Source organism: Streptomyces sp. DS1-CR2, assembly GCF_055760475.1.
The window spans coordinates 2,812,567-2,834,374 of sequence record NZ_CM147085.1 but is presented as its reverse complement, the minus strand read 5'-3'; the positions used below and the strand labels follow the sequence as shown (position 1 = coordinate 2,834,374).

General features: G+C 70.7%; 15 protein-coding genes. 8 read left to right on the top strand and 7 right to left on the bottom strand.

The window, feature by feature from the left end; translation table 11 throughout:
* Position 1: 1 nt before the first annotated feature.
* The gene (locus ACY0PA_RS13885; RefSeq protein WP_473084909.1) at positions 2 to 610 is read right to left on the bottom strand and encodes a TetR/AcrR family transcriptional regulator C-terminal domain-containing protein; all 609 of its coding nucleotides are present in this window, start codon (positions 608 to 610) and stop codon (positions 2 to 4) included.
* A 147-nt stretch (positions 611 to 757) separates the two neighbouring features.
* Here ACY0PA_RS13885 and ACY0PA_RS13880 point away from each other — a divergent pair, with 147 nt between their 5' ends.
* On the top strand, positions 758 to 2,227 hold the full coding sequence (locus ACY0PA_RS13880; protein ID WP_473084908.1) for an APC family permease: 1,470 nt from the start codon (positions 758 to 760) through the stop codon (positions 2,225 to 2,227).
* A 55-nt stretch (positions 2,228 to 2,282) separates the two neighbouring features.
* On the top strand, positions 2,283 to 3,860 hold the full coding sequence (locus tag ACY0PA_RS13875; RefSeq protein ID WP_473084907.1) for an amidohydrolase: 1,578 nt from the start codon (positions 2,283 to 2,285) through the stop codon (positions 3,858 to 3,860).
* Here the strand turns inward: ACY0PA_RS13875 and ACY0PA_RS13870 are convergent.
* Both ACY0PA_RS13870 and ACY0PA_RS13865 read right to left on the bottom strand, forming a co-directional pair.
* A complete protein-coding gene (locus ACY0PA_RS13870; RefSeq protein WP_473084906.1) occupies positions 3,841 to 4,722 on the bottom strand; it encodes a phosphatase PAP2 family protein in 882 nt (293 codons plus the stop codon). The two genes, ACY0PA_RS13875 and ACY0PA_RS13870, sit on opposite strands and share 20 nt — an antisense overlap.
* A gap of 108 nt (positions 4,723 to 4,830) precedes the next feature.
* A complete protein-coding gene (locus tag ACY0PA_RS13865; RefSeq protein WP_473084905.1) occupies positions 4,831 to 5,868 on the bottom strand; it encodes a LacI family DNA-binding transcriptional regulator in 1,038 nt (345 codons plus the stop codon).
* Between the two features lie 438 nt (positions 5,869 to 6,306).
* On the opposite strand from ACY0PA_RS13865, the gene ACY0PA_RS13860 reads away from it, so the two are divergent.
* The 6 genes from ACY0PA_RS13860 to pulA all read left to right on the top strand — a co-directional run bounded on the left by ACY0PA_RS13860 (position 6,307) and on the right by pulA (position 18,377).
* On the top strand, positions 6,307 to 7,581 hold the full coding sequence (locus ACY0PA_RS13860; protein WP_473084904.1) for an extracellular solute-binding protein: 1,275 nt from the start codon (positions 6,307 to 6,309) through the stop codon (positions 7,579 to 7,581).
* A 105-nt stretch (positions 7,582 to 7,686) separates the two neighbouring features.
* A complete protein-coding gene (locus tag ACY0PA_RS13855; protein WP_473084903.1) occupies positions 7,687 to 8,685 on the top strand; it encodes a carbohydrate ABC transporter permease in 999 nt (332 codons plus the stop codon).
* 19 nt (positions 8,686 to 8,704) lie between these two features.
* Complete coding sequence (locus tag ACY0PA_RS13850) at positions 8,705 to 9,616, top strand: sugar ABC transporter permease (protein ID WP_473084902.1); 912 nt, start codon at positions 8,705 to 8,707, stop codon at positions 9,614 to 9,616.
* A 49-nt stretch (positions 9,617 to 9,665) separates the two neighbouring features.
* On the top strand, positions 9,666 to 11,423 hold the full coding sequence (locus ACY0PA_RS13845) for a glycoside hydrolase family 13 protein (RefSeq protein ID WP_473084901.1): 1,758 nt from the start codon (positions 9,666 to 9,668) through the stop codon (positions 11,421 to 11,423).
* 111 nt (positions 11,424 to 11,534) lie between these two features.
* Positions 11,535 to 12,917 carry an alpha-amylase gene (locus ACY0PA_RS13840; RefSeq protein WP_473084900.1) on the top strand — a complete coding sequence of 461 codons (1,383 nt, stop codon included), beginning with the start codon at positions 11,535 to 11,537 and terminating at the stop codon, positions 12,915 to 12,917.
* A 135-nt stretch (positions 12,918 to 13,052) separates the two neighbouring features.
* Entirely contained in the window at positions 13,053 to 18,377 is a 5,325-nt protein-coding gene (pulA, locus tag ACY0PA_RS13835) for a pullulanase-type alpha-1,6-glucosidase (RefSeq protein ID WP_473084899.1), read from the top strand.
* A gap of 65 nt (positions 18,378 to 18,442) precedes the next feature.
* On the opposite strand, the gene ACY0PA_RS13830 is transcribed toward pulA, so the two are convergent.
* The 4 genes from ACY0PA_RS13830 to ACY0PA_RS13815 are packed head-to-tail and all read right to left on the bottom strand — an operon-like array spanning position 18,443 to position 21,759.
* Positions 18,443 to 18,961 (bottom strand): GNAT family N-acetyltransferase, encoded by a 519-nt coding sequence (locus ACY0PA_RS13830; RefSeq protein ID WP_473084898.1) that lies wholly within the window; start codon positions 18,959 to 18,961, stop codon positions 18,443 to 18,445.
* Between the two features lie 13 nt (positions 18,962 to 18,974).
* On the bottom strand, positions 18,975 to 19,703 hold the full coding sequence (locus ACY0PA_RS13825; RefSeq protein ID WP_473084897.1) for a TetR/AcrR family transcriptional regulator: 729 nt from the start codon (positions 19,701 to 19,703) through the stop codon (positions 18,975 to 18,977).
* Positions 19,704 to 19,759: 56 nt separating this feature from the next.
* Positions 19,760 to 20,836 carry a PDR/VanB family oxidoreductase gene (locus tag ACY0PA_RS13820; RefSeq protein ID WP_473084896.1) on the bottom strand — a complete coding sequence of 359 codons (1,077 nt, stop codon included), beginning with the start codon at positions 20,834 to 20,836 and terminating at the stop codon, positions 19,760 to 19,762.
* Between the two features lie 2 nt (positions 20,837 to 20,838).
* Positions 20,839 to 21,759 carry a metal-dependent hydrolase gene (locus tag ACY0PA_RS13815; protein ID WP_473084895.1) on the bottom strand — a complete coding sequence of 307 codons (921 nt, stop codon included), beginning with the start codon at positions 21,757 to 21,759 and terminating at the stop codon, positions 20,839 to 20,841.
* Positions 21,760 to 21,808: the final 49 nt, after the last annotated feature.

Sequence of the window (21,808 nt, the reverse complement as noted above, 5' to 3'; positions counted from 1 at the left end):
CTCACCCGGCCATCGCGGACACGTGGGCGAGGAACCCGGCCAAGGCCAGTTCGAACGCCGCGTCGGCGCGGCCCGCGCCCATCGTGGCCAGGGCCGCCGCCAGGCGCGGCGTCGCCGTCTCGTCGGCCAGTTCCCACATCGTCTCCGGCGCCGCCATGTCCAGGGCGGAGCCCAGTACGACGTTCTCCAGGCCGGTGATCACCGGCATCACGTCCGGCAGGGCGAATCCGGCGTCGAGCAGGAGCCCGGCCGCGAGCTCGTACTGGTCGAGGACCCGCTGGGCCCGCACGGGTGACGTGGTGAGCAGCGGGATCGCCTTGGGGTGGGCGGCGAAGGCGGCCCGGTAGGAGCGGGCCCAGTCCGCGAGGGCCTCGGCCCACGGCCGCTCGCCGCCGGTGAGCGTCGCGGGGTCGATCGCGGCGGCGACCCGCTCGCGCAGCAGCTCCACGATCCCGTCCCGGCCGTCCACATGGTGATACACGGATCCTGTCTGGACCCCGAGCCGCTTGGCGATCCGCGGCACGCTGAAGTCGCCCTGCTCGTCGACGAGTTCGAGCGCGGTCGTGGTGATCCGCTCCCTGTCCAGCAGCGGCTTGCTCGGCCGTCCCATCGCGCGCTCCCCGAATCTGAGGTCTTCCCGAATGCTCAACGGGAGGCTACATTGCCGAAACCGAAAGCCTTTAGGTTTCGTTTCCCGGTCACCGGGACGACGCCTCCGGGACCCCCGTCCCCCGCCGCCAGAAGGGCTTCCTTCCCCATGCCCGTAACCTCACCGCAGACGCAGGACAGCGCGAGCGCCACCGCCGCGGAACCCACCCTGCGCGCCGGCACCCTCGGCACCGCCGACATCGCCTTCTTCGTCGTCTCCGCCGCCGCCCCGCTCACCGTCATGGCGGGCGTCGCCCCGTTCGCCATCGCGCTCGGCGGCATCGGCGCCCCCGTCGGCTACCTCCTCGCCGGCCTGACGCTCGCCGTCTTCGCCGTCGGCTTCACCACGATGAGCCGCCACGTCCGCAGCGCGGGCGCCTTCTACGCGTACATCACGCGCGGCCTCGGCCGCTCCGTCGGCATCGGCGCCGCCCTGCTGGCCATGGTCGGCTACAACGGCATGGAGATCGGCGTCTACGGCCTGCTGGGCACCGCCACGCAGGACACCCTGCACGCCCTCTTCGGCATCGACATCCCCTGGCTGCCCGTGTCCCTCGCGGGGCTCGTGCTCATCTGGTACGGCGGCTTCCGGTCCATCGACTTCGGAGCCAAACTCCTCGGCGTCCTGCTCTGCGCCGAGACCGGCATCCTCGTCCTGCTCGCGGGCGGCGTGCTCCTCAAGGGCGGCGCGCACGGCCTGTCCGCCGCGTCCTTCGCGCCGGGCAACGTGCTCGTCCCCGGCACCGCCGCCGTACTCGCCTTCGCCTTCGCCGCGTTCACCGGCTTCGAGTCGACCGTCATCTACCGCCGCGAGGCCCGCGACCCCGGCCGCACGGTGCGCCGCGCCACCTACATCGCGGTCGCCTTCCTCGGCCTGTTCTACGCGTTCGTCGTCTGGACCGTCATCCAGGCCTTCGGCGACGCCCACGTCGTCGAGGCGGCCGGCAGCGACCCGGCCGGCCTGTTCTTCTCCGCCATCACCACCTTCGTGGGCGGCTGGGCGGCCGACCTGATGCACATCCTCATCGTCACCAGCGTCCTCGCCTCGCTCCTCGCCTTCCACAACGCGATCAACCGCTACGGGCTCGCGCTCGCCGAGGAGGGCGTCCTGCCGAAGGCCTTCGGCACGGTCCACGCGCGGCACCGCTCCCCGTACGTCGCGGGCGTCGCGCAGACCGTGCTCGGCGCGGCCGTCGTCCTCGCCTTCTGGGCCGCGGGCGCCGACCCGTACGCGCAACTGCTCCTGTGGGTGAACACCCCCGGCATGATCGGCCTGATGGCGCTCCAGCTGCTCGCCGCGATCGCCGTGCCGTTCTACTTCCGCCGCATCACCCACGAGGAGGGCGTACTGCGCACGGTCGTCGCGCCGATCGCGGCGACGGTGCTCCTCAGCATCGCGATCGTGCTGGTCTGCACCCACATCGACCTGTTCACGGGCGCGTCCTCCCTGGTCAACACGGTCCTGGTGGCCGTGGCCCCCGCCGTCTTCGTCCTCGGCATCGCCCTCGCCCGCCGCCTGCGCCGCACCAAGCCCGACGTGTACGAGCGCTTCGCGGCGGAACCGTCCGCCGACTCGTAGGCCGCAGAGCCCGCCCCTACGGAACACAGCCCCACCCCGAACGGAGTCCACCCCCATGCCCGCAGCCGACCTCCTCCTCACCGGCGCCCGCGTCCGCACCCTCGACCCCGCGCGCCCCGAGGCGAGTGCCGTGGCCGTCCGCGACGGTCTGATCGCCGCCGTCGGCGCCACCGAGGACGTCGTACGCGACTGGAGCGGACCGGGCACGGAACGCGTCGACCTCACCGGCGCGACCCTCGTGCCCGGCCTGGTCGACGCGCACAGCCACCCGGTGTGGGGCCTGGAGATGGCGACCGGCACCGACCTGTCCGGCGTACGGAACCCGGACGAGCTGCGCGCGGCCCTGCGCTCGGCGCCCCGCGTCGACGGCTGGGTCATCGCCTGGGGGCTCGACCACAACGCGTTCGGCGGCCGTCCCGTCGACCGCACCCTGATCGAGGACGTCCTCGACGGCTCGCCCGCCTTCGTCCGCCTCTACGACGGGCACTCCGCGCTGGCCAGCGGCGCCGCGCTCGCGGCGGCCGGGATCACCGGGCCGCGCGAGTTCGTCCAGCGCGCGGAGATCGTCTGCGACGCGGACGGCCGCCCGACCGGGCACCTCGTCGAGCACGCCGCGATGGACCTGATGCTCGCCGTCATGCCGAGGCCCTCGTTCGCCGAGCGCCGCGCCGGGCTGCTCGCCCTGCTGTCCGACATGGCCGCTACGGGCCTGACCGGCGCCCACGTCATGGACCTCGGCCAGGGCGACGTGCCGCAGCTGCTGGCCTCGGTCGAGGAGGAGGCCGTGCTGCCGCTGCGGCTGCGGCTCGCGCCCTGGTGCATGCCGGGCGTCGACAGGGCCGGCCTGGACGAGCTGATCGCCGTCCAGCGCGAGGCCGGGCGTCACTGGCGGGTCGGCGGGGTCAAGTTCTTCATGGACGGCACCGTCGAGGGCGGCACCGCGTGGCTGGAGCACGCGGACTGCCACGGCCAGGGCACCGACGCGTTCTGGCCGGACCCGAGGGCGTACGCGGACGCGGTGCGCCACCTGCACGCGGCGGGCGTCGGCACCGCGACCCACGCGATCGGGGACGCGGCCGTGCGGCACGTCCTGGACACCGTCGAGTCCCTGGGCGGGAGCGGCCGGGGCGTGCACCGGATCGAGCACATCGAGACGGTGCCCGACGACACGGTCCCGCGGTTCGCCGCGCTCGGCGTCGCCGCGTCGATGCAGCCGCCGCACACCGCGTACACCCGCGGCGACCACGGCGACGAGTGGTCGAAGCGGCTCGGCGCGGAGCGGGCCTCGCGCGCCTGGCGCATCCGGGACCTGCGGGACGCGGGCGCGGTTCTCGCACTGGGCTCGGACTGGCCGATCGCGCACTACGACGTACGCCGGGTCCTGTCCATGGCCCGCGTCCCCGAGGGCGCCGCCGGGCCCGCGCAGGGGCTGACAGGGCTCATGGCGCTGGAGGGCTGCACGTCACACGCGGCGCTCGCCGCCGGTGAGGACGCCGGGCGTATCGCCCCCGGTCTGCGGGCCGACCTCACGGCGTTCGGCCTCGACCCGGTCGAGGCCCCGGCCGACGAGGTGGCGCAGGCGCCGGTCCGACTGACGGCCGTCGGCGGTCACCTCACGTACCGGGGGGCGTGAGACCGGACGTGGCGGGCGCGGGCACGGGCACGGGCACGGGCACGAGGCGCGGCATTGTGTAGGGGAGCGCCCCGTACCAGATCCGCGCCATCGTGAAGCCGAACCCGAGGCACACCATGCCGCCCACCGCGTCCAGCCAGAAGTGGTTCGCGGTCGAGACGATGACGACCAGGGTCAGTGCCGGGTACAGGAGTCCGAGGATCCGCACCCACGGCGCCGAGGCCAGGGCGAAGATCGTCAGGCCGCACCACAGGGACCAGCCGATGTGCATGGACGGCATCGCCGCGTACTGGTTCGACATGTGTTTCAGGTCGCCGGACGCCATCGAGCCCCAGGTGTGGTGGACCGCGACCGTGTCGACGAAGTGGCCGCCGCTCATCAGGCGGGGCGGGGCGAGCGGGTACAGGTAGTAGCCGACCAGGGCGACCGCCGTCGTCGCGAAGAGCGCGAGCCGGGCCGCCGCGTAGCGGCCGGGATGGTAGCGGAAGAGCCAGACGAGCACACTGAGCGTGACGATGAAGTGCAGTGTCGCGTAGTAGTAGTTCATGCCGACGATGAGCCATGTCACCGAATTCACGGCGTGGTTGACGTTCTCCTCGACGGCGATGGAGAGGTGGTGCTCCATCCGCCAGATCCAGTCGGCGTTGCTCAGAGCCTGCGAACGCTGCTCCGGAACGGCGTTGCGGATCAGGGAGTACGTCCAGTAGCTCACCGCGATCAGCAGGATCTCGAACCAGAGCCTGGGGCGACGCGGTGCGCGTATACGGCCGAGGAGTTCCCGCCCATCGCGGCGGTCATCCGCCATGGGTGATGTGGTGGGCCCCTGCCGGCCTTCCAGTGTCGTCACGGTCGATTCACCCATAGGGACAGAGTCTGCCAGATTACGACCCATCGCTCGATCATCCCCCGGATGGGTCATCCACGCATGCTCTACGCCCTGCGAAGGACTGGCTCCCTAGGGGGTGTCCTCCTAGGAGCGCGCCAGACGGTCCCCTGGGGCCGAAGCGGTTGAACCGCGGACTACCAGTTCGGGCATGAAGACGAATTCGCTGTGCGGCGCCGGCGTCCCGCCGATCTCCTCCAGGAGCGTGCGGACCGCGGCCTGGCCCATCGCCGGGACCGGCTTGCGCACCGTGGTCAGGGGCGGGTCCGTGAAGGCGATCAGCGGGGAGTCGTCGAAGCCGACCACCGAGACGTCGGACGGGACGTCGAGGCCTCGCTGCCGCGCCGCCCTTATGGCACCGAGAGCCATCATGTCGCTGGCGCACACGACCGCCGTGCAGTCCCGGTCGATGAGCGCCGTGGCCGCCGCCTGCCCGCCCTCCAGCGTGTACAGCGAATGCTGCACCAGATCCCGCTCGATCTCCTCGGGGGACAGGGGCAGGAGGTCCTGCATCGTGCGTACGAAGCCCTCGATCTTCCGCTGGACCGGCACGAACCGCTTCGGGCCCAGGGCGAGTCCGATCCGCGTATGACCCAGCGAGACGAGGTGGGTGACGGCGAGCTTCATCGCGGCCCGGTCGTCCGGGGAGATGAAAGGTGCCTGCACTTTCGGCGAGAAGCCGTCCACCAGCACGAACGGCACGCCCTGCGCGCGCAGTTGCTCGTAGCGCTGCATGTCCGCCGAGGTGTCGGCGTGCAGCCCGGAGACGAAGATGATGCCGGAGACGCCCCGGTCGACGAGCATCTCCGTGAGCTCGTCCTCGGTGGAGCCGCCGGGGGTCTGTGTGGCGAGGACCGGCGTGTAGCCCTGGCGGGTCAGGGCCTGGCCGATGACCTGGGCGAGCGCCGGGAATATGGGGTTCTCCAGCTCCGGCGTGATCAGGCCGACCAGTCCGGCGGAGCGCTGGCGCAGCCGCACGGGCCGCTCGTAGCCGAGGACGTCGAGCGCGGCGAGCACGGACTGGCGGGTGGCCGCGGCCACCCCCGGCTTGCCGTTGAGTACCCGGCTGACCGTCGCCTCGCTGACCCCCGCCTGCGCTGCGATGTCGGCCAGTCGCGCGGTCACGGGATGGGACTGTACCGGTCGCGTGCCGGACTGCCCACCGTCAACCGGTCGCCGCGTGCGGGCAGTTGAACGGCCCGCGGCGGACTGCTGCGTCATGGCGCTCCCTCGTGTGACTGGCATGTGGCTCGCGTGGGGGGCCCATGGGGTTCCGATCATCCCCGCGCCGGCCCGGTGTAGCAAGAGCTTGCAGATTCTTGCACAAGGCATCCGTGGCCTGTCAGGGCCCGGCAACGTGCCCGCACACACCGGAGTGCAGGTCACGGACTCATAACCGACTGGATCTCCTTGCAATATTTTTCTGCAAGGTCTTTCGCCGTGCTTGCAACGCTGTTACGTTCACGTCGCCCGGCGGCGGCAAAGGTGCGGTCGGCGAGTCGGCAAGGGGTACGGACGGGACCGTCTCCCACCACTTCGGGCTTTCACCCTCTAGGAGATCTCATGCGGCGTGGCATAGCGGCCACCGCTCTGGTGGCGTCCCTCGCCCTCGCGGCGACGGCCTGCGGCGGCAGCGACAGCGGCAGTGACAAGGCCTCCGGGCCCGTCACCATCACGTGGTGGGACACGTCCAACGCCACCAACGAGGCACCGACGTACAAGGCCCTGGTCAAGGAGTTCGAGAAGGCGAACTCCGGCATCAAGGTCAACTACGTCAACGTCCCCTTCGACCAGGCGCAGAACAAGTTCGACACCGCCGCGGGCTCCAAGGGCGCCCCCGATGTGCTGCGCGCCGAGGTCGGCTGGACGCCGGCCTTCGCGAAGAAGAGCTACCTCCTGCCGCTCGACGGCACCGAGGCCCTCGCCGAGAAGGACAAGTTCCAGCCGAGCCTGATCAAGCAGGCCCAGTTCGACGGCAAGACCTACGGCACGCCCCTGGTCACCGACACCCTGGCCCTCGTCTACAACAAGGACCTCTTCAAGAAGGCCGGCATCGACCTGCCGCCCGCCGACTGGGCCGACCTGAAGGCCGACGCGGCCAAGATCAAGTCGAAGACGGGCGTCGACGGCTACTGGGGCTCCACGCAGGGCTACTACTCGATGCCGTTCCTGTACGGCGAGGGCAGCGACACCGTCGACGCCACCGCGAAGAAGATCACCATCGGTTCGCCCGAGGCCAAGAAGGGCCTCACCACCTGGCAGGGCCTCTTCGACGGCAAGGGCCTGCACAAGGCCGACGCCACCGCCGACGCGTACGCCCACATCCAGGACGCGTTCGTGAACGGCAAGGTCGCCGCGATCATCCAGGGCCCGTGGGAGATCACCAACTTCTACAAGGGCTCCGCGTTCAAGGACAAGGAGAACCTGGGCATCGCGACCGTCCCGGCCGGCTCCGCCGGCAAGGCGGGCGCCCCCACCGGCGGCCACAACCTCTCGGTCTACGCCGGCTCGGACAAGGCCCACCAGGAGGCCTCGCTCACGTTCGTGAAGTGGATGACCTCTGCGGCCACGCAGGAGCAGATCGCCCTCAAGAACTCGACGCTGCCCACGCGCCAGGACGCGTACACCACGAAGGTCGTCACCGACCCGGGCATCGCCGGCTTCCAGAAGGTTCTCACCTCCGCCCAGCCGCGCCCCGAACTGCCCGAGTACAGCTCGCTGTGGGCCCCGCTCGACACCGAGTGGCCCAAGGTCGCCACCGGCAAGGAGTCCCTGAACAAGGGCATCGGCAACGCGCAGAACGCGTACGTGAAGCTGGTCCCCGACTTCAGCAAGTGACCCCTCTTTGACGGCTGCCGCCGGTTCCGCCCGCGAGGGGGCGGGCGGAACCGGCGGCGCCGCGCCGCACGCACTGAGCAGCCGATCCCCAGAAGGTGCCAAGCCATGACAGTCGCCGTCGACAGCACGGCCGCCAAGACGCGCGGCGGCCGCGCGCCGCGCCCCGGCCCGCTCGAGCGCCTGCGGCGCTCGTACCAGAAGCACTGGTACGCGTACGCGATGATCGCGCCGGTCGTCGTCGTGCTCGGGGTCCTCGTGATCTATCCCCTGGTACGCGGCTTCTACCTGACGCTCACCGACGCCGACAGCCTCAACTCGGCGCGCACGATCGGCGTCAACCACATCGACGCCACGTACCAGTTCATCGGGCTCGACAACTACGCCGACATCCTGTGGGGCCCGACCTCCTACGACCGCTTCTGGTCGCACTTCATCTGGACGATCGTGTGGACGGCGCTCTGCGTCGCCCTGCACTACGTCATCGGGCTCGGCCTCGCGATGCTGCTCAACCAGAAGATGCGCGGGCGCACCTTCTACCGGCTGCTGCTCATCCTGCCGTGGGCCGTACCGACGTTCGTCACCGTGTTCTCGTGGCGGATCATGCTGTCCGACTCCGGGATCATCAACTCCGTGCTCGGCTCGCTCCATCTGCCGCAGCCGCAGTGGCTGGAGGACACCTTCTTCCAGCGCTCGGCCGCCATCCTGGTCAACACCTGGTGCGGTGTGCCGTTCATGATGGTGTCGCTGCTCGGCGGCCTCCAGTCGATCGACCCGGTGCTCTACGAGGCCGCCGAGATGGACGGCGCGAGCCCCTGGCAGCGCTTCTGGAACGTCACACTGCCCGGCCTCAGGTCGGTCAGCTCCACCGTCGTACTGCTCGGCGTCATCTGGACGTTCAACCAGTTCAACGTCATCTTCCTGCTGTTCGGCAACACCGCGCCCGACGCCCAGATCCTCGTCACCTGGGCCTACTACCTGGGCTTCGGCCAGCAGCCGCGCGACTACGCCCAGTCCGCCGCGTACGGCGTGCTGCTCCTGTCGCTCCTCGCCGTCTTCACGTCCTTCTACTACCGCTGGCTGAACCGCAATGAGCAGCTCGCCTGACGCCGCAGGAGCCGCCCCCATGAGCACCACGACCGTCGACACCCCGGCGACCGGCGCGCAGCCGGTCACCGACACCGTCCGCCCGCGCCGCGTGCGCCGGCGCGGCGAGCGCAGCCGTCTCGCGACGTTCCTGTCGCACGGCGTGCTGAGCGTCGCGAGCCTGACAGCCCTGTTCCCGATCGCCTGGCTGGTCTATCTGTCGCTCGGCCCGGACAAGGACGACTACCTCCACCCCGGGCGCATCCTCGACAAGGCGACCTTCTCGAACTACTCGTTCGTCCTGGAGCACACCAACTTCTTCAAGTGGCTCCAGTCCACGCTGATCGTGTCCCTGGGCACGACGGTCGTCGGCGTCCTGTTCGCCGCCACCACCGGCTACGCCGTCTCGCGCATGCGCTTCCCCGGCCACCGCAAGCTGATGTGGGTCCTGCTGCTCACGCAGGCGTTCCCGATCGCCGTCCTGATCGTGCCGATGTACGAGATCCTCGGCAACCTCGGCCTGATCGACACGTACGGCGGCCTCATCCTCGTGTACTGCTCGACCGCGGTGCCGTACTGCGCGTGGCTCCTCAAGGGCTACTTCGACACCATCCCGTACGAGATCGACGAGGCCGGCCGCATCGACGGGCTCTCGCCGTTCGGCACCTTCGCCCGGCTGATCGTCCCGCTGGCCAAGCCGGGCCTCGCGGTCGCCGCGTTCTACAGCTTCATCACCGCGTTCGGCGAGGTCGCCTTCGCCTCCACGTTCATGCTCGACGACGAGAAGTACACCTTCGCCGTGGGCCTGCGCAGCTTCGTCAGCGAGCACGACGCGCAGTGGAACTACATGGCGGCGACTGCGGTGTTGATCGCCATTCCGGTGTCCGCGTTCTTCTACCTTGTCCAGAGGAACCTGGTCACCGGCCTCACGGCGGGCGGCACCAAGGGCTGAGCCCCGCCGCCCCGCCCCGCCCGCAAACCCCTGACGCAGCAAGGACACCATGAGTCAGCACACTGCCGACACGGCGCAGGCCCCCACGGCCTCCGCCTCGACCTCCGTTCCCGCGCAGGCGTCCACCGGCTGGTGGCGCGACGCGGTGATCTACCAGGTCTATCCGCGCAGCTTCGCCGACAGCAACGCCGACGGCATGGGCGACCTCGAAGGTATCCGTGCCCGGCTCCCGCACCTCAGAGACCTCGGCGTGGACGCGGTGTGGCTCAGCCCGTTCTACGCGTCCCCGCAGGCGGACGCCGGTTACGACGTCGCCGACTACCGTGCCGTGGACCCCATGTTCGGCTCCCTCCTCGACGCGGACGCCGTGATCCGCGACGCGCACGGCCTTGGCCTGCGCGTCATCGTCGACCTGGTGCCCAACCACTCGTCCGACCAGCACGAGTGGTTCAAGCGGGCCCTCGCCGAAGGACCCGGATCGCCGCTGCGTGAGCGCTACCACTTCCGGGCGGGCAAGGGCGCGAGCGGTGAACTGCCGCCCAACGACTGGGAGTCCATCTTCGGCGGCCCCGCCTGGACTCGCGTCGCCGACGGCGAGTGGTACCTCCACCTCTTCGCGCCCGAGCAGCCCGACCTCAACTGGGAACACCCCGCCGTCGGCGACGAGTTCCGCTCCATCCTGCGGTTCTGGCTCGACATGGGCGTCGACGGCTTCCGCATCGACGTCGCGCACGGCCTCGTCAAGGCCCAGGGCCTGCCCGACCTCGGCGCGCACGAACAGCTGAAGCTGCTCGGCAATGACGTCATGCCGTTCTTCGACCAGGACGGCGTGCACGACATCTACCGCGCGTGGCGCCTGATCCTCGACGAGTACGCGGGAATTGAACTGGGGCCCGCAGGGCCTTCCGCAGAAGGGCGGGGGCGGGAGACGGGCGGGCGCATTTTCGTCGCTGAGGCGTGGACCCCCACCGTCGAGCGCACCGCGAACTACGTACGCCCCGACGAGCTGCACCAGGCCTTCAACTTCCAGTACCTGTCCTCGTATTGGGACGCGGTCGAGCTGCGCGACATCATCGACCGCTCCCTGGACTCGATGCGCCCGGTCGGCGCCCCCGCCACCTGGGTCCTGTCCAACCACGACGTCACCCGGCACACCACGCGCTACGCCAACCCGCCCGGCCTCGGTACCCAGCAGCGCGTCGCCGCGGAGCCGGCGCTCGGCCTGCGCCGCGCCCGCGCCGCGACCCTGCTCATGCTGGCGCTGCCCGGCTCCGCGTACGTCTACCAGGGCGAGGAGCTCGGCCTGCCCGACGTCGTCGACCTGCCGGACGAGGTGCGCCAGGACCCCTCGTTCTTCCGCGCGGCCGGGCAGGACGGCTTCCGCGACGGATGCCGGGTGCCGATCCCGTGGACCGTCGACGGGCCCTCGTACGGCTTCGGGGCGGGCGGCTCATGGCTGCCGCAGCCCGCGGGCTGGGGCGCGCTGAGCGTGGAGGCGCAGACCGGGGTGCCCGGTTCGACCCTGGAGATGTACCGCTCGGCGCTGGCCGTGCGGCGCGCGCACCCGGCGCTCGGCGCGGGTGACCGTGTCGAGTGGCTGAAGGCGCCCGAGGGCGTGCTCGCCTTCCGGCGGGAGCCGCGCGGTGACGGCGAGGCGTTCGTGTGCGTCGCGAACACGACGGGCGCCGCGGTGCGCATGACCGTTTCGGGCCGGGTCCTGCTCACCAGCTCGGCCGACGACGACATCGAGAACGGTGACGGTCACACACTGGTCCCCGCCGACACGACCGTGTGGTGGACGGTCTGACGTTCTTAACCGCTCTCCCCGGCCCCCGCGCGGCCGGGGAGAGCATCCCCCCACAGCCCCCTGCGAATTGGCAGGGACACCTCATCAGCACACCGACGTGCAGGAGGAAACATGGCTATCAGATCGCGGGCGGCCGCTCTCGCCCTCGCGGCCGGCACCCTCATAGGGGCCGCCGGATCCGCCGGGACGGCCCAGGCGGCCCCGCCCGGCGCCAAGGACGTCACCGCCGTCCTCTTCGAGTGGCGGTTCGACTCGGTGGCGAAGGAGTGCACCGCCCGGCTCGGCCCCGCGGGCTACGGATACGTCCAGGTCTCGCCGCCCCAGGAGCACATCCAGGGCTCCCAGTGGTGGACCTCGTACCAGCCCGTCAGTTACAAGATCGCGGGCAGGCTCGGGGACCGTACGGCCTTCAAGAACATGGTCGACACCTGCCACGCGGCCGGCGTCAAGGTAGTCACGGACACCGTGATCAACCACATGGCGGCGGGATCGGGCACCGGCACCGGCGGCTCCGCGTACTCCAAGTACGACTACCCCGGCACCTACTCGGCCGCCGACATGGACAACTGCACGGCGCAGATCAGCAACTACCAGGACCGCTTCAATGTCCAGGAGTGTGAGCTCGTCGGACTCGCCGACCTCGACACCGGCGAGGAGTACGTGCGCGGCCGGATCGCCGCGTACATGAACGACCTCCTCTCGCTCGGCGTCGACGGGTTCCGGATCGACGCCGCCAAGCACATCGCCGCCGCAGACCTCGCCAACATCAAGTCGCGGCTCAGCAACCCGAACGCCTACTGGAAACAGGAGGCGATCTACGGCGCCGGTGAAGCCGTCTCGCCCAGTGAGTACACCGGCACCGGCGACGTCCAGGAGTTCCGGTACGCGCGCGACCTCAAGCGCGTCTTCAACAGCGAGAACCTCGCCTACCTGAAGAACTACGGCGAGGGCTGGGGCTATATGGCCTCCGGCCAGTCCGCCGTCTTCGTCGACAACCACGACACCGAGCGAGGCGGCGACACCCTCAACTACAAGGACGGCGCCAACTACACGCTGGCGAACGTCTTCATGCTGGCCTGGCCCTACGGATCGCCGGACATCAACTCCGGCTACGAATGGACCGACAAGGACGCCGGACCGCCCAACGGCGGTACGGTGAACGCCTGCTGGCAGGACGGCTGGAAGTGCCAGCACGCCTGGCCCGAGATCCAGTCCATGGTCGCCTTCCGCAACGCCACCCGCGGCCAGTCCGTCACCGACTGGTGGGACGACGGCGCCGACGCGATCGCCTTCGGCCGCGGCAGCAAGGGCTACGTCGCGATCAACCACGAGTCCGCCGCGCTCACCCGCACGTACCAGACGTCGCTCGCCGCGGGCACGTACTGCGATGTGCAGAGCAACAAGGCGGTGAGCGTGAACAGTTCGGGCCAGTTCACGGCGACGCTCGGGTCGAACGCGGCTCTCGCCCTGTACGCCGGCAAGTCCGGCTGCTGACGCGGATCCCTTCCCCTCCTCAGTAACCCCGTTCCGGCCGCCCGGCGCGTCCTCCCCGCTCGCGCCGGGCGGCCCTGTCCGCGCACCCCGCGCACCCCCGTGTCCCTCCCGCAGCCCTCCCGTCGAGGAGTTCCCGTGATACGCCCCGCCCTGCCACGAAGAACAGCGGCCGTCCTCGCCGTCGCCCTGTGCGCGGCCCTGGCCCCGGCCCTGCCCCTGGCGGCGGCCGCCGAGAGGCCGCCCGCGCCCCCGTCCGACGCCCGGCTCGCCGCCGCGCCCGCGCGGCACGACCTCACCCGCGAGCAGTTCTACTTCGTCATGCCGGACCGCTTCGCGAACGGCGACACCTCCAACGACCGCGGCGGGCTCACCGGTTCACGCTCGGCCACCGGCTACGACCCCACGGACAAGGGCTTCTACCAGGGCGGCGACCTCAAGGGCCTGACCGAGCGGCTCGACTACATCAAGGGCCTCGGCACCACCTCCATCTGGCTCGCCCCGATCTTCAAGAACCGGCCCGTCCAGGGCGAGGGCAAGGACGCATCCGCCGGGTACCACGGCTACTGGATCACCGACTTCACACAGGTCGACCCGCACTTCGGCACCAACGCCGACCTCACGAAGCTGATCGCCCGCGCGCACGCCAAGGGCATGAAGGTCTTCTTCGACGTCATCACCAACCACACCGCCGACACCGTCGACTACGCCGAGAAGGAGTACGGCTACCGCCCCAAGGGCGCCTACCCCTACCTCGACACGCAGGGCCGCCCCTTCGACGACCGGGACGGCGTGCGCAAGGTCGACGCCGACTCGTTCCCGTACACCCCGAAGAACACCGGGCAGAAGGTGCCCGCGTGGCTCAACGACCCGGCGATGTACCACAACCGGGGCGACTCCACCTTCGCCGGGGAGAGCGCCGAGTACGGCGACTTCGGCGGGCTCGACGACCTGTGGACCGAGCGGCCCGGGGTCGTCTCCGGCATGGAGAAGATCTACGAGCGGTGGGTGCGGGACTTCGATATCGACGGGTTCCGCATCGACACCGTCAAACACGTCGACCTGGACTTCTGGACGCAGTGGGCCACCGCCCTCGACGCGTACGCGAAGAAGCACGGCCGGCCCGACTTCTTCATGTTCGGCGAGGTGTACTCCGCCGACACCGACGTCACGTCCCCGTACGTCACCCGCGGCCGCCTCGACGCGACCCTCGACTTCCCCTTCCAGGACGCGGCCCGCGCCTACGCCTCCCAGGGCGCCTTTGCCGACCGGCTCGCCAAGGTCTTCGCCGACGACTACAAGTACGCCACCGACAAGGCCAACGCCTATGAACAGGTGACGTTCCTCGGCAACCACGACATGGGCCGCATCGGCTCCTTCCTCAAGGCCGACGACCCGAAGGCGTCCGACGCCGACCTCGTGCGCCGCGACAAGCTCGCAGGCGCCGTGATGTTCCTGTCGCGCGGCAACCCCGTCGTCTACTACGGCGACGAGCAGGGCTTCACCGGCTCCGGCGGTGACAAGGACGCCCGGCAGACCATGTTCGCCTCCAAGGTCGACGACTACCTCGACGACGACGAACTGGGCACGAACCGCACCCACGCCGAGGACTCCTACGACACGAGCGCACCGCTCTACAAGGAGATCGCCGCTCTCGGAAAGCTCCGCAGGGACAACCCGGCCCTGGCCGACGGCGTCCAGACCGAGCGCTACGCCAAGGGCTCCGTGTACGCCTTCTCGCGCACGGACCCGAAGACCGGCGCCGAATACGTCGTCGCCCTGAACAACGCCGCCGAGAGCAAGACCGCCACCTTCGCGACCGGCTCGGCCGGCACCCGCTTCGACGGCATCTACGGCACGGACAAGCCCGTGACCAGCGGCTCCGGCAAGGACGTCACCGTCACCGTCCCCGCCGGTTCCGCCGTCGTCTACAAGGCCGTGAAGACGCTGCCCGCCCCCGCCGCCAAGCCCTCGGTCACCCTCCACGCCCCCGCCGCCGGGGCCACCGGCACGGTGACCCTCCAGGCCGACACCGACGGCGGACAGCTGAACCGCGTCGTCTTCGCCGCCCAGACCGGCAACGGCGCCTGGCACACCCTCGGTTCCGTCGACCACGCGCCGTACCGGATCACCCAGCACATCCCCGCCACGGTGGCCGCCGGAACGCCCCTGCGGTACAAGGCAGTTGTGGTCGACCGCGCCGGACGCACCGCCGGCGACCTCGCCGTGTCGACGGCGGGGCAGGCACCCGCGCCCGCGAAGCCCAGCGCCGTCGACCGCGCCTACGCCGTCGTCCACTACAAGCGGACGGACGGCGACTACGACGGCTGGCAGCTCAAGTCCCCTTCGGGGACAGGGGAGTTCACCGGACGGGACGCGTACGGCGCCTTCGCCTGGGTGAAGCCCGACAACGACGCCGGCTCCGGCAGTCTCACGTACACCGTCGAGAAGAACGGCACCGCCGACGGGCCGCAGCGCACCATCGACCTCGGCACGACCGGTGAGGTCTGGGTCGAGCAGGGCAAGGACGGCCAGACCACGACCGCCCCTGACGGCGTCTACCCGCCGCAGGACAAGACCAAGGCCGTCCTGCACTACCAGCGCGCCGACGGCGACTACGACGGCTGGGGGCTGCACACCTGGACCGGCGCCAAGAACCCCACCGACTGGTCCAAGCCGCTCGCGCCCGTGAAGAAGGATGCGTACGGCGTCACCTTCGAGGTGCCGCTCGCCGACGGCGCGACCTCACTGAGTTACATCCTCCACAAGGGCGACGAGAAGGACCTGCCCACCGACCAGTCCCTCGACCTCGCCGCCATGGGCAACGAGGTCTGGCTGCTCGCCGGAACGCCCCGCCCCGTCCTCCCGCAGACCGGCGGAGCGCCCGACCTCGACCTCGCCAAGTCCGAGGCGCAGTGGATCGACCGCGACACGGTCGCCCTGCCGTCGGACGGCACGGCGGCCCTGTCCGCCCAGCTCGTGTACGACCGCGACGGCGGCATCACCGTCAAGGACGGAGCTCTCAGCAGCGAGGGGCAGTGGCTGCGGCTGAACAAGGCCGCCGGCGGGCTCACCGACGCCCAGCTCGCCCGCTTCCCCCACCTGAAGAAGTACGACGCCTACACCGTCGACCCCCGCGACCGCGACCGGGTCGGCGACGCCCTGAAGAGCCAGCTGATCCTCACCCGTCGCATCGCCAACGGCGCGCTCGTCACCGCAACAGGAGTACAGACAGCGGGAGTTCTCGACGACCTGTACGCGCAGAAGGCCGCCAAGGCGTCACTCGGACCCGTCTTCACCAAGGACGGAGTCACCCTGTCGGTCTGGGCGCCCACCGCCCAGTCCGTCGCCCTCGACCTCGACGGGAGCACCGTCGCCATGCGCCGCGACGGCGCGACCGGCGTCTGGTCCGTGAAGGGTCCGCGCTCCTGGCAGGGCAAGCAGTACCGCTACGCCGTGAAGGTATGGGCGCCCAGCGTCCAGAAGACCGTCACGAACAAGGTCACCGACCCGTACTCCACCGCCCTCACCGCCGACTCGGAGCGCAGCCTCGTCGTCGACCTCGACGCGAAGTCCCTTGCCCCGTCCGGCTGGTCGGCCCTGAAGAAGCCGAAGGCCGTGCCGCTGCGCGACGCACAGATCCAGGAGCTCCACATCCGCGACTTCTCCGTCGAGGACCGCACGGCGAAGCACCCCGGCACCTACCTCGCCTTCACCGACAAGGACAGCAAGGGCAGCGAGCACCTGCGCGAACTGGCGAAGGCCGGCACCTCGTACGTGCATCTCCTGCCCGCGTTCGACATCGCCACGATCCCCGAGAAGAAGTCCGAACAGGCCGTTCCTGACTGCGACTTGACCTCGTACGGCGCCGCCTCCGAGCGGCAGCAGGAGTGCGTCGGCAAGAGCGCCGCCAAGGACGCCTACAACTGGGGCTACGACCCGTACCACTACACCGTCCCCGAAGGCTCCTACGCCAGTGACCCGGACGGCACCGCACGCACCGTCGAGTTCCGCGACATGGTCAAGTCCCTGAACGGGGACGGGCTGCGTGTCGTCATGGACGTCGTCTACAACCACACCGCCGCGAGCGGCCAGGCGAAGACGTCCGTGCTCGACCGCATCGTGCCCGGCTACTACCAGCGCCTCATGGCCGACGGCTCCGTCGCCACCTCCACGTGCTGCGCGAACACCGCCCCGGAGAACGCGATGATGGGCAAGCTCGTCGTCGACTCGATCGTCACCTGGGCCAAGGAGTACAAGGTCGACGGCTTCCGCTTCGACCTGATGGGACACCACCCCAAGGCCAACATCCTCGCCGTCAGGAAGGCCCTCGACGCGCTCACCGTCGAGAAGGACGGCGTCGACGGCAAGAAGATCATCCTCTACGGGGAGGGCTGGAACTTCGGCGAGGTCGCCGACGACGCCCGCTTCGTACAGGCCACGCAGAAGAACATGGCGGGCACCGGCATCGCCACCTTCTCCGACCGCGCCCGTGACGCCGTGCGCGGCGGCAGCCCCTTCGACGCCGACCCCGGAGTCCAGGGCTTCGCCTCCGGCCTCTACACCGACCCCAACTCCTCGAAGGCGAACGGCACCGAGGCCGAGCAGAAGGCCCGCCTCCTGCACTACCAGGACCTGATCAAGGTCGGCCTCACGGGGAACCTCGCCGCCTACACCTTCACCGTCAGCGACGGCCGCACCGTCAAGGGCGCGGACGTCGACTACAACGGCGCACCCGCCGGATACGCCGACGCGCCGGGCGACGCACTCGCCTACGCCGACGCCCACGACAACGAGTCCCTCTACGACGCGCTCACCTACAAACTGCCCGCCTCCACCGCCCCCGCGGACCGCTCGCGCATGCAGGTCCTCGCCCTCGCGACGGCCGCGCTCTCCCAGGGCCCCGCGCTCTCCCAGGCCGGCACCGACCTGCTGCGGTCCAAGTCCCTCGACCGCAACTCCTTCGACAGCGGCGACTGGTTCAACGCCATCCACTGGGACTGCCGCGACGGCAACGGCTTCGGGCGCGGACTGCCCCCGGCCGCCGACAACAAGGACAAGTGGCCTTACGCCACACCCCTGCTGACCTCGGTGCCCGCCGCGAAGTGCGCGGACATCGAAGGGACATCGGCGGCGTACCGGGACCTGCTGAAGATCCGCACCACGGAGCCGGCGTTCGGCCTCGCCACCGCCGGGCAGGTGCAGGAGAAGCTGTCCTTCCCGCTCTCCGGCAAGGACGAGACGCCCGGGGTGATCACCATGCACCTCGGCGACCTCGTCGTCGTCTTCAACGCCACGCCGCGCACGCAGGAGCAGCGCGTCGGCGCGGTGGCGGGCACCTCGTACCGGCTGCATCCGGTGCAGGCGGCGGGCGCCGACTCCGCGGTGAAGTCGGCCTCGTACGAAGCCGGTTCGGGAACGTTCACGGTCCCGGCGCGCACGGTGGCGGTGTTCACGCGCTGACCGGAAGGAAGGCCGGACGCCCGGCACGGCAGGGGTGACGAGCCCTGCCGTGCCGGGCGCCCGCGTCAGCCGACCCGCTTCTCCATGAGCGTCACCGCGTACTTGCTGCCGCCCGCACCCGACTTGAACGGCTGCTCGCCCACCGCCGCGTAGCCCGCGCGCTCGTAGTAGGCCCGCAGCCGGGGATTCGTCGACACACAGTCCAGGCGGCACAGGTCACGGCCCGCGGCGGCGACCCGCTCCTCGGCGTGCGCGAGCAGCGCGCGGCCCGTACCGGCCGGAGCGCCGCGCCGCACCATGAGGCGGTGCACATAGCCGGCCTCGGGCGGCCGGGCACCCCACGCGGGCTCGTCGTCCCACCACAGCTCGTACGCGCCGCTCCCTTCACACAGCGCGTCGCCGGCGAACCAGACCTCGCCCTCCTTGATCCGGAGGCGGAAGTGGTCCTCGGTCTTCTCGCCGGGCTGCCACTGGTCGATGCCCTGCTCCACCATCCAGCGCGCCGCCCCGTCGTACAGGGCGACGAGCGCGGCGAGGTCGTCGGGTCCGTCGGCTGCCCTGCGGAACGTGAGTCGTGGCGTCATGGAGTCATGATCCCTAGGGGGCGGGAGCGGGCGCGAGTGCGGCCAGGCGCCCGATGAGGTCGCCGAACGTCCCGTCGGCGGGCTCGTCCGCCAGGATGTGGCGCAGCAGCCCCGCCATCTCCCCGTCGTACGCGGCGCTCACCGCGGCGAGCGCCGCGAAGTCGCGCACGAGCTGCGCCTCCAGCTCACGGCGCGGGATGCGCCGCCCGTCCAGCCAGATCAGCGCCGTGGACTCGGCGAGCGAGATCCATGAGCGCACCACCAGCTCGAGGCGGGGCGGCGGGTCGGTGACGCCGAGGTGCGTGAGGATCTGGACGTACGCGGCCTGCCGGACCGAGTCGATGAGCGCGTTCGTCGTCGACGCTGTGCTGATTGAGCAGGCTCCGCCTGCGGAGACGGCGGGGCCGCCCCGCATCAGCGCCGAGAAGCCGGGCCCGTGCTCGTCCACGAAGTCGAAGAACCGCCCCATGACCCGGATGAGCCGGGCCCCGAGCGGACCCTCCCGCGGCTCCACGAAGCGCTGCCCGAGATCGTCCGCCGCGCGCCTCAACGCCGCCTCGTACAGGCTGAGTTTGCCCGGGAAGTAGTGGTAGACCAGCGGCCGGGAAATGCCCGCAGCCGCGGCTATCTCATCGATGGAGACGTCGTCGGGGGAGCGGTGGCTGAACAGTTCGAGTGCGACCCCGATCAACTGCTGCCGGCGCTCCTCGACTCCCATCCTGCGGCGCACCCCGGTTGTCATACGAACACCCTACCGAGCAATTCCGGCCTCGTGCGGGGCCGGTCCGCGCGAGCCGGTCACAGGTCGAGCACGAGCCGCTCCCCGCGCGCCCGGGAGACACAGATCAGCATCGAGTCGTCACGCTCCGAGTCCGTGAGCAGCTCGTCCCTGTGGTCGATCTCGCCCTCCAGGACCCGCTGTTGGCACGTCCCGCAGAACCCCTGCTCGCAGGAGTACGACACACTCGGCACCTCGGCGCGCACCGCCGCGAGCACCGAAGTGCCCGCCGGTACGGGGACGGTGCGGCCGGTGCGCCGCAGTTCGACCTCGAACGGCCCGTTGCCGTCGGCCGATGTGTGCGGGGCGAACCGTTCGAGATGCAGCTCGCAGTGGCCGGGAAGCGCCGCGGCCACGGCCTCCATCAGCCCCTGTGGCCCGCAGCAGTAGACCGCGGTGTCCGGCGCCGCCTGTGCGAGCAGGCCCGCCAGATCGGGGCGGCCCTCCTCGTCCTCGGCGACGACACGCACCCTGCCCCGCTCACCGCCGAGCTTCTCCGCCTCCTCCAGGAACGGCATCGACGCGCGCGTGCGGCCCGCGTACAGCAGCCGCCAGTCCGCGCCCCGGGCTTCGAGGGCCCGCAGCATCGGCAGGACGGGCGTGATGCCGATGCCGCCCGCGACGAACACGTACGACGGGGCGCCGGCGGTGAGGGGGAAGCGGTTGCGCGGGCCGCGAATCTCGACCTCCGACCCCTCCTGGAGCTGCTCGTGCACCTCGCGCGAGCCGCCCCTGCCGTCCTCGATGAGCCGCGTCGCCACGGTGTACGACGAGGTGTCCTCGGGGTCACCGCACAGCGAGTACTGCCGGATCAGCCCCGACGGCAGGACGAGGTCGAGATGCGCGCCCGGCTCCCAGGCGGGCAGGTCCTGCCCCTCGAGGCGCAGTTGGACGACACCGTCGGCGACGGACTCGTGCCGCGTGACGAGGAGCCGCAGGGCACGCGCGCGCGGACGGCCCGAGACCGGCTCGTCGAGCGCGGGCATCGGCCACAGCGGGGACGCCTGGATGCGGCGGCGCAGGGCGCGGCGCGCGAGCAGGGCGGAGCCGGTGACGAGCAGGACGGTGCGCAGCCGTGGGGTGCGGAGGCGGGGCATGGTCAGACGGCTCCGTTCGAAGGCTTGGTGCTCGCCGCCGCCGTCGCGGCGGGGGAGGTGGCCAGATAGGCGACCGCCTGCGCGGTGCTGCCCTCCTGGGAGGGGTGGTAGGAGCGGCTGAGATAGCGCGGGACGGACTTCAACATGGCGGCCGTGGAGGGCAGGACGCCCCGCTTCCCGCCCCGGTAGAACTCCTTGAACGACGCCTTGCCGTCGAGCACGGTCGGGTCGTTCTCCATGAAGAAGCGCGCCCCGCGCTGCCACAGGAACATCAGCGCCGAGAACGCGAGCGCCCAGGTCCGCACCCGGCGCCGGTAGCCGCCGTCGACGTGCTCGAACAGCTCGAAGGCGACCGAGCGGTGCTCGACCTCCTCCGCGCCGTGCCAGCGCAGCAGGTCGAGCATCGTGGGGTCCGCGCCCTTGCGGTCCAGCTCGTCCGCGTTGAGCACCCAGTCGCCGAGGAACGCCGTGTAGTGCTCGATCGCGGCGATGAGCGCGACCCGCTCCATCAGCCACCACTCGCGCGCCCGCCCCGGCGGCAGCGTCCGGTCACCGAGCAGCTTCTCGAAGAACCAGTCGACCTGCGCGGTGTACGGGGTCGGGTCGAGCCCCTGCTCCTTGAGGTGCGGCAGCACCTCGTCGTGGGCCTGCGAGTGCATGGCCTCCTGGCCGATGAACCCGATCACGTCCTCGCGGAGGCGGTCGTCGCGGATGTACGGCAGAACCTGCTTGTAGACGTGCACGAACCAGCGCTCTCCGGCGGGCAGCAGGAGATGCAGCACGTTGATCGTGTGCGTGGTGAACGGGTCGTCCGGGATCCAGTGCAGCGGGGTCCTGTCCCAGGAGAAGGAGACCCTGCGTGCCTTGAGCGCGACGCGCTCGTCAGCGACGGGCCGCGGTGCCCGGCTCTGCTTATGAGACATGGCGTCAATGTACTGACGGGTAGGGGGCGGGTACACCCCTCGTGCGCCG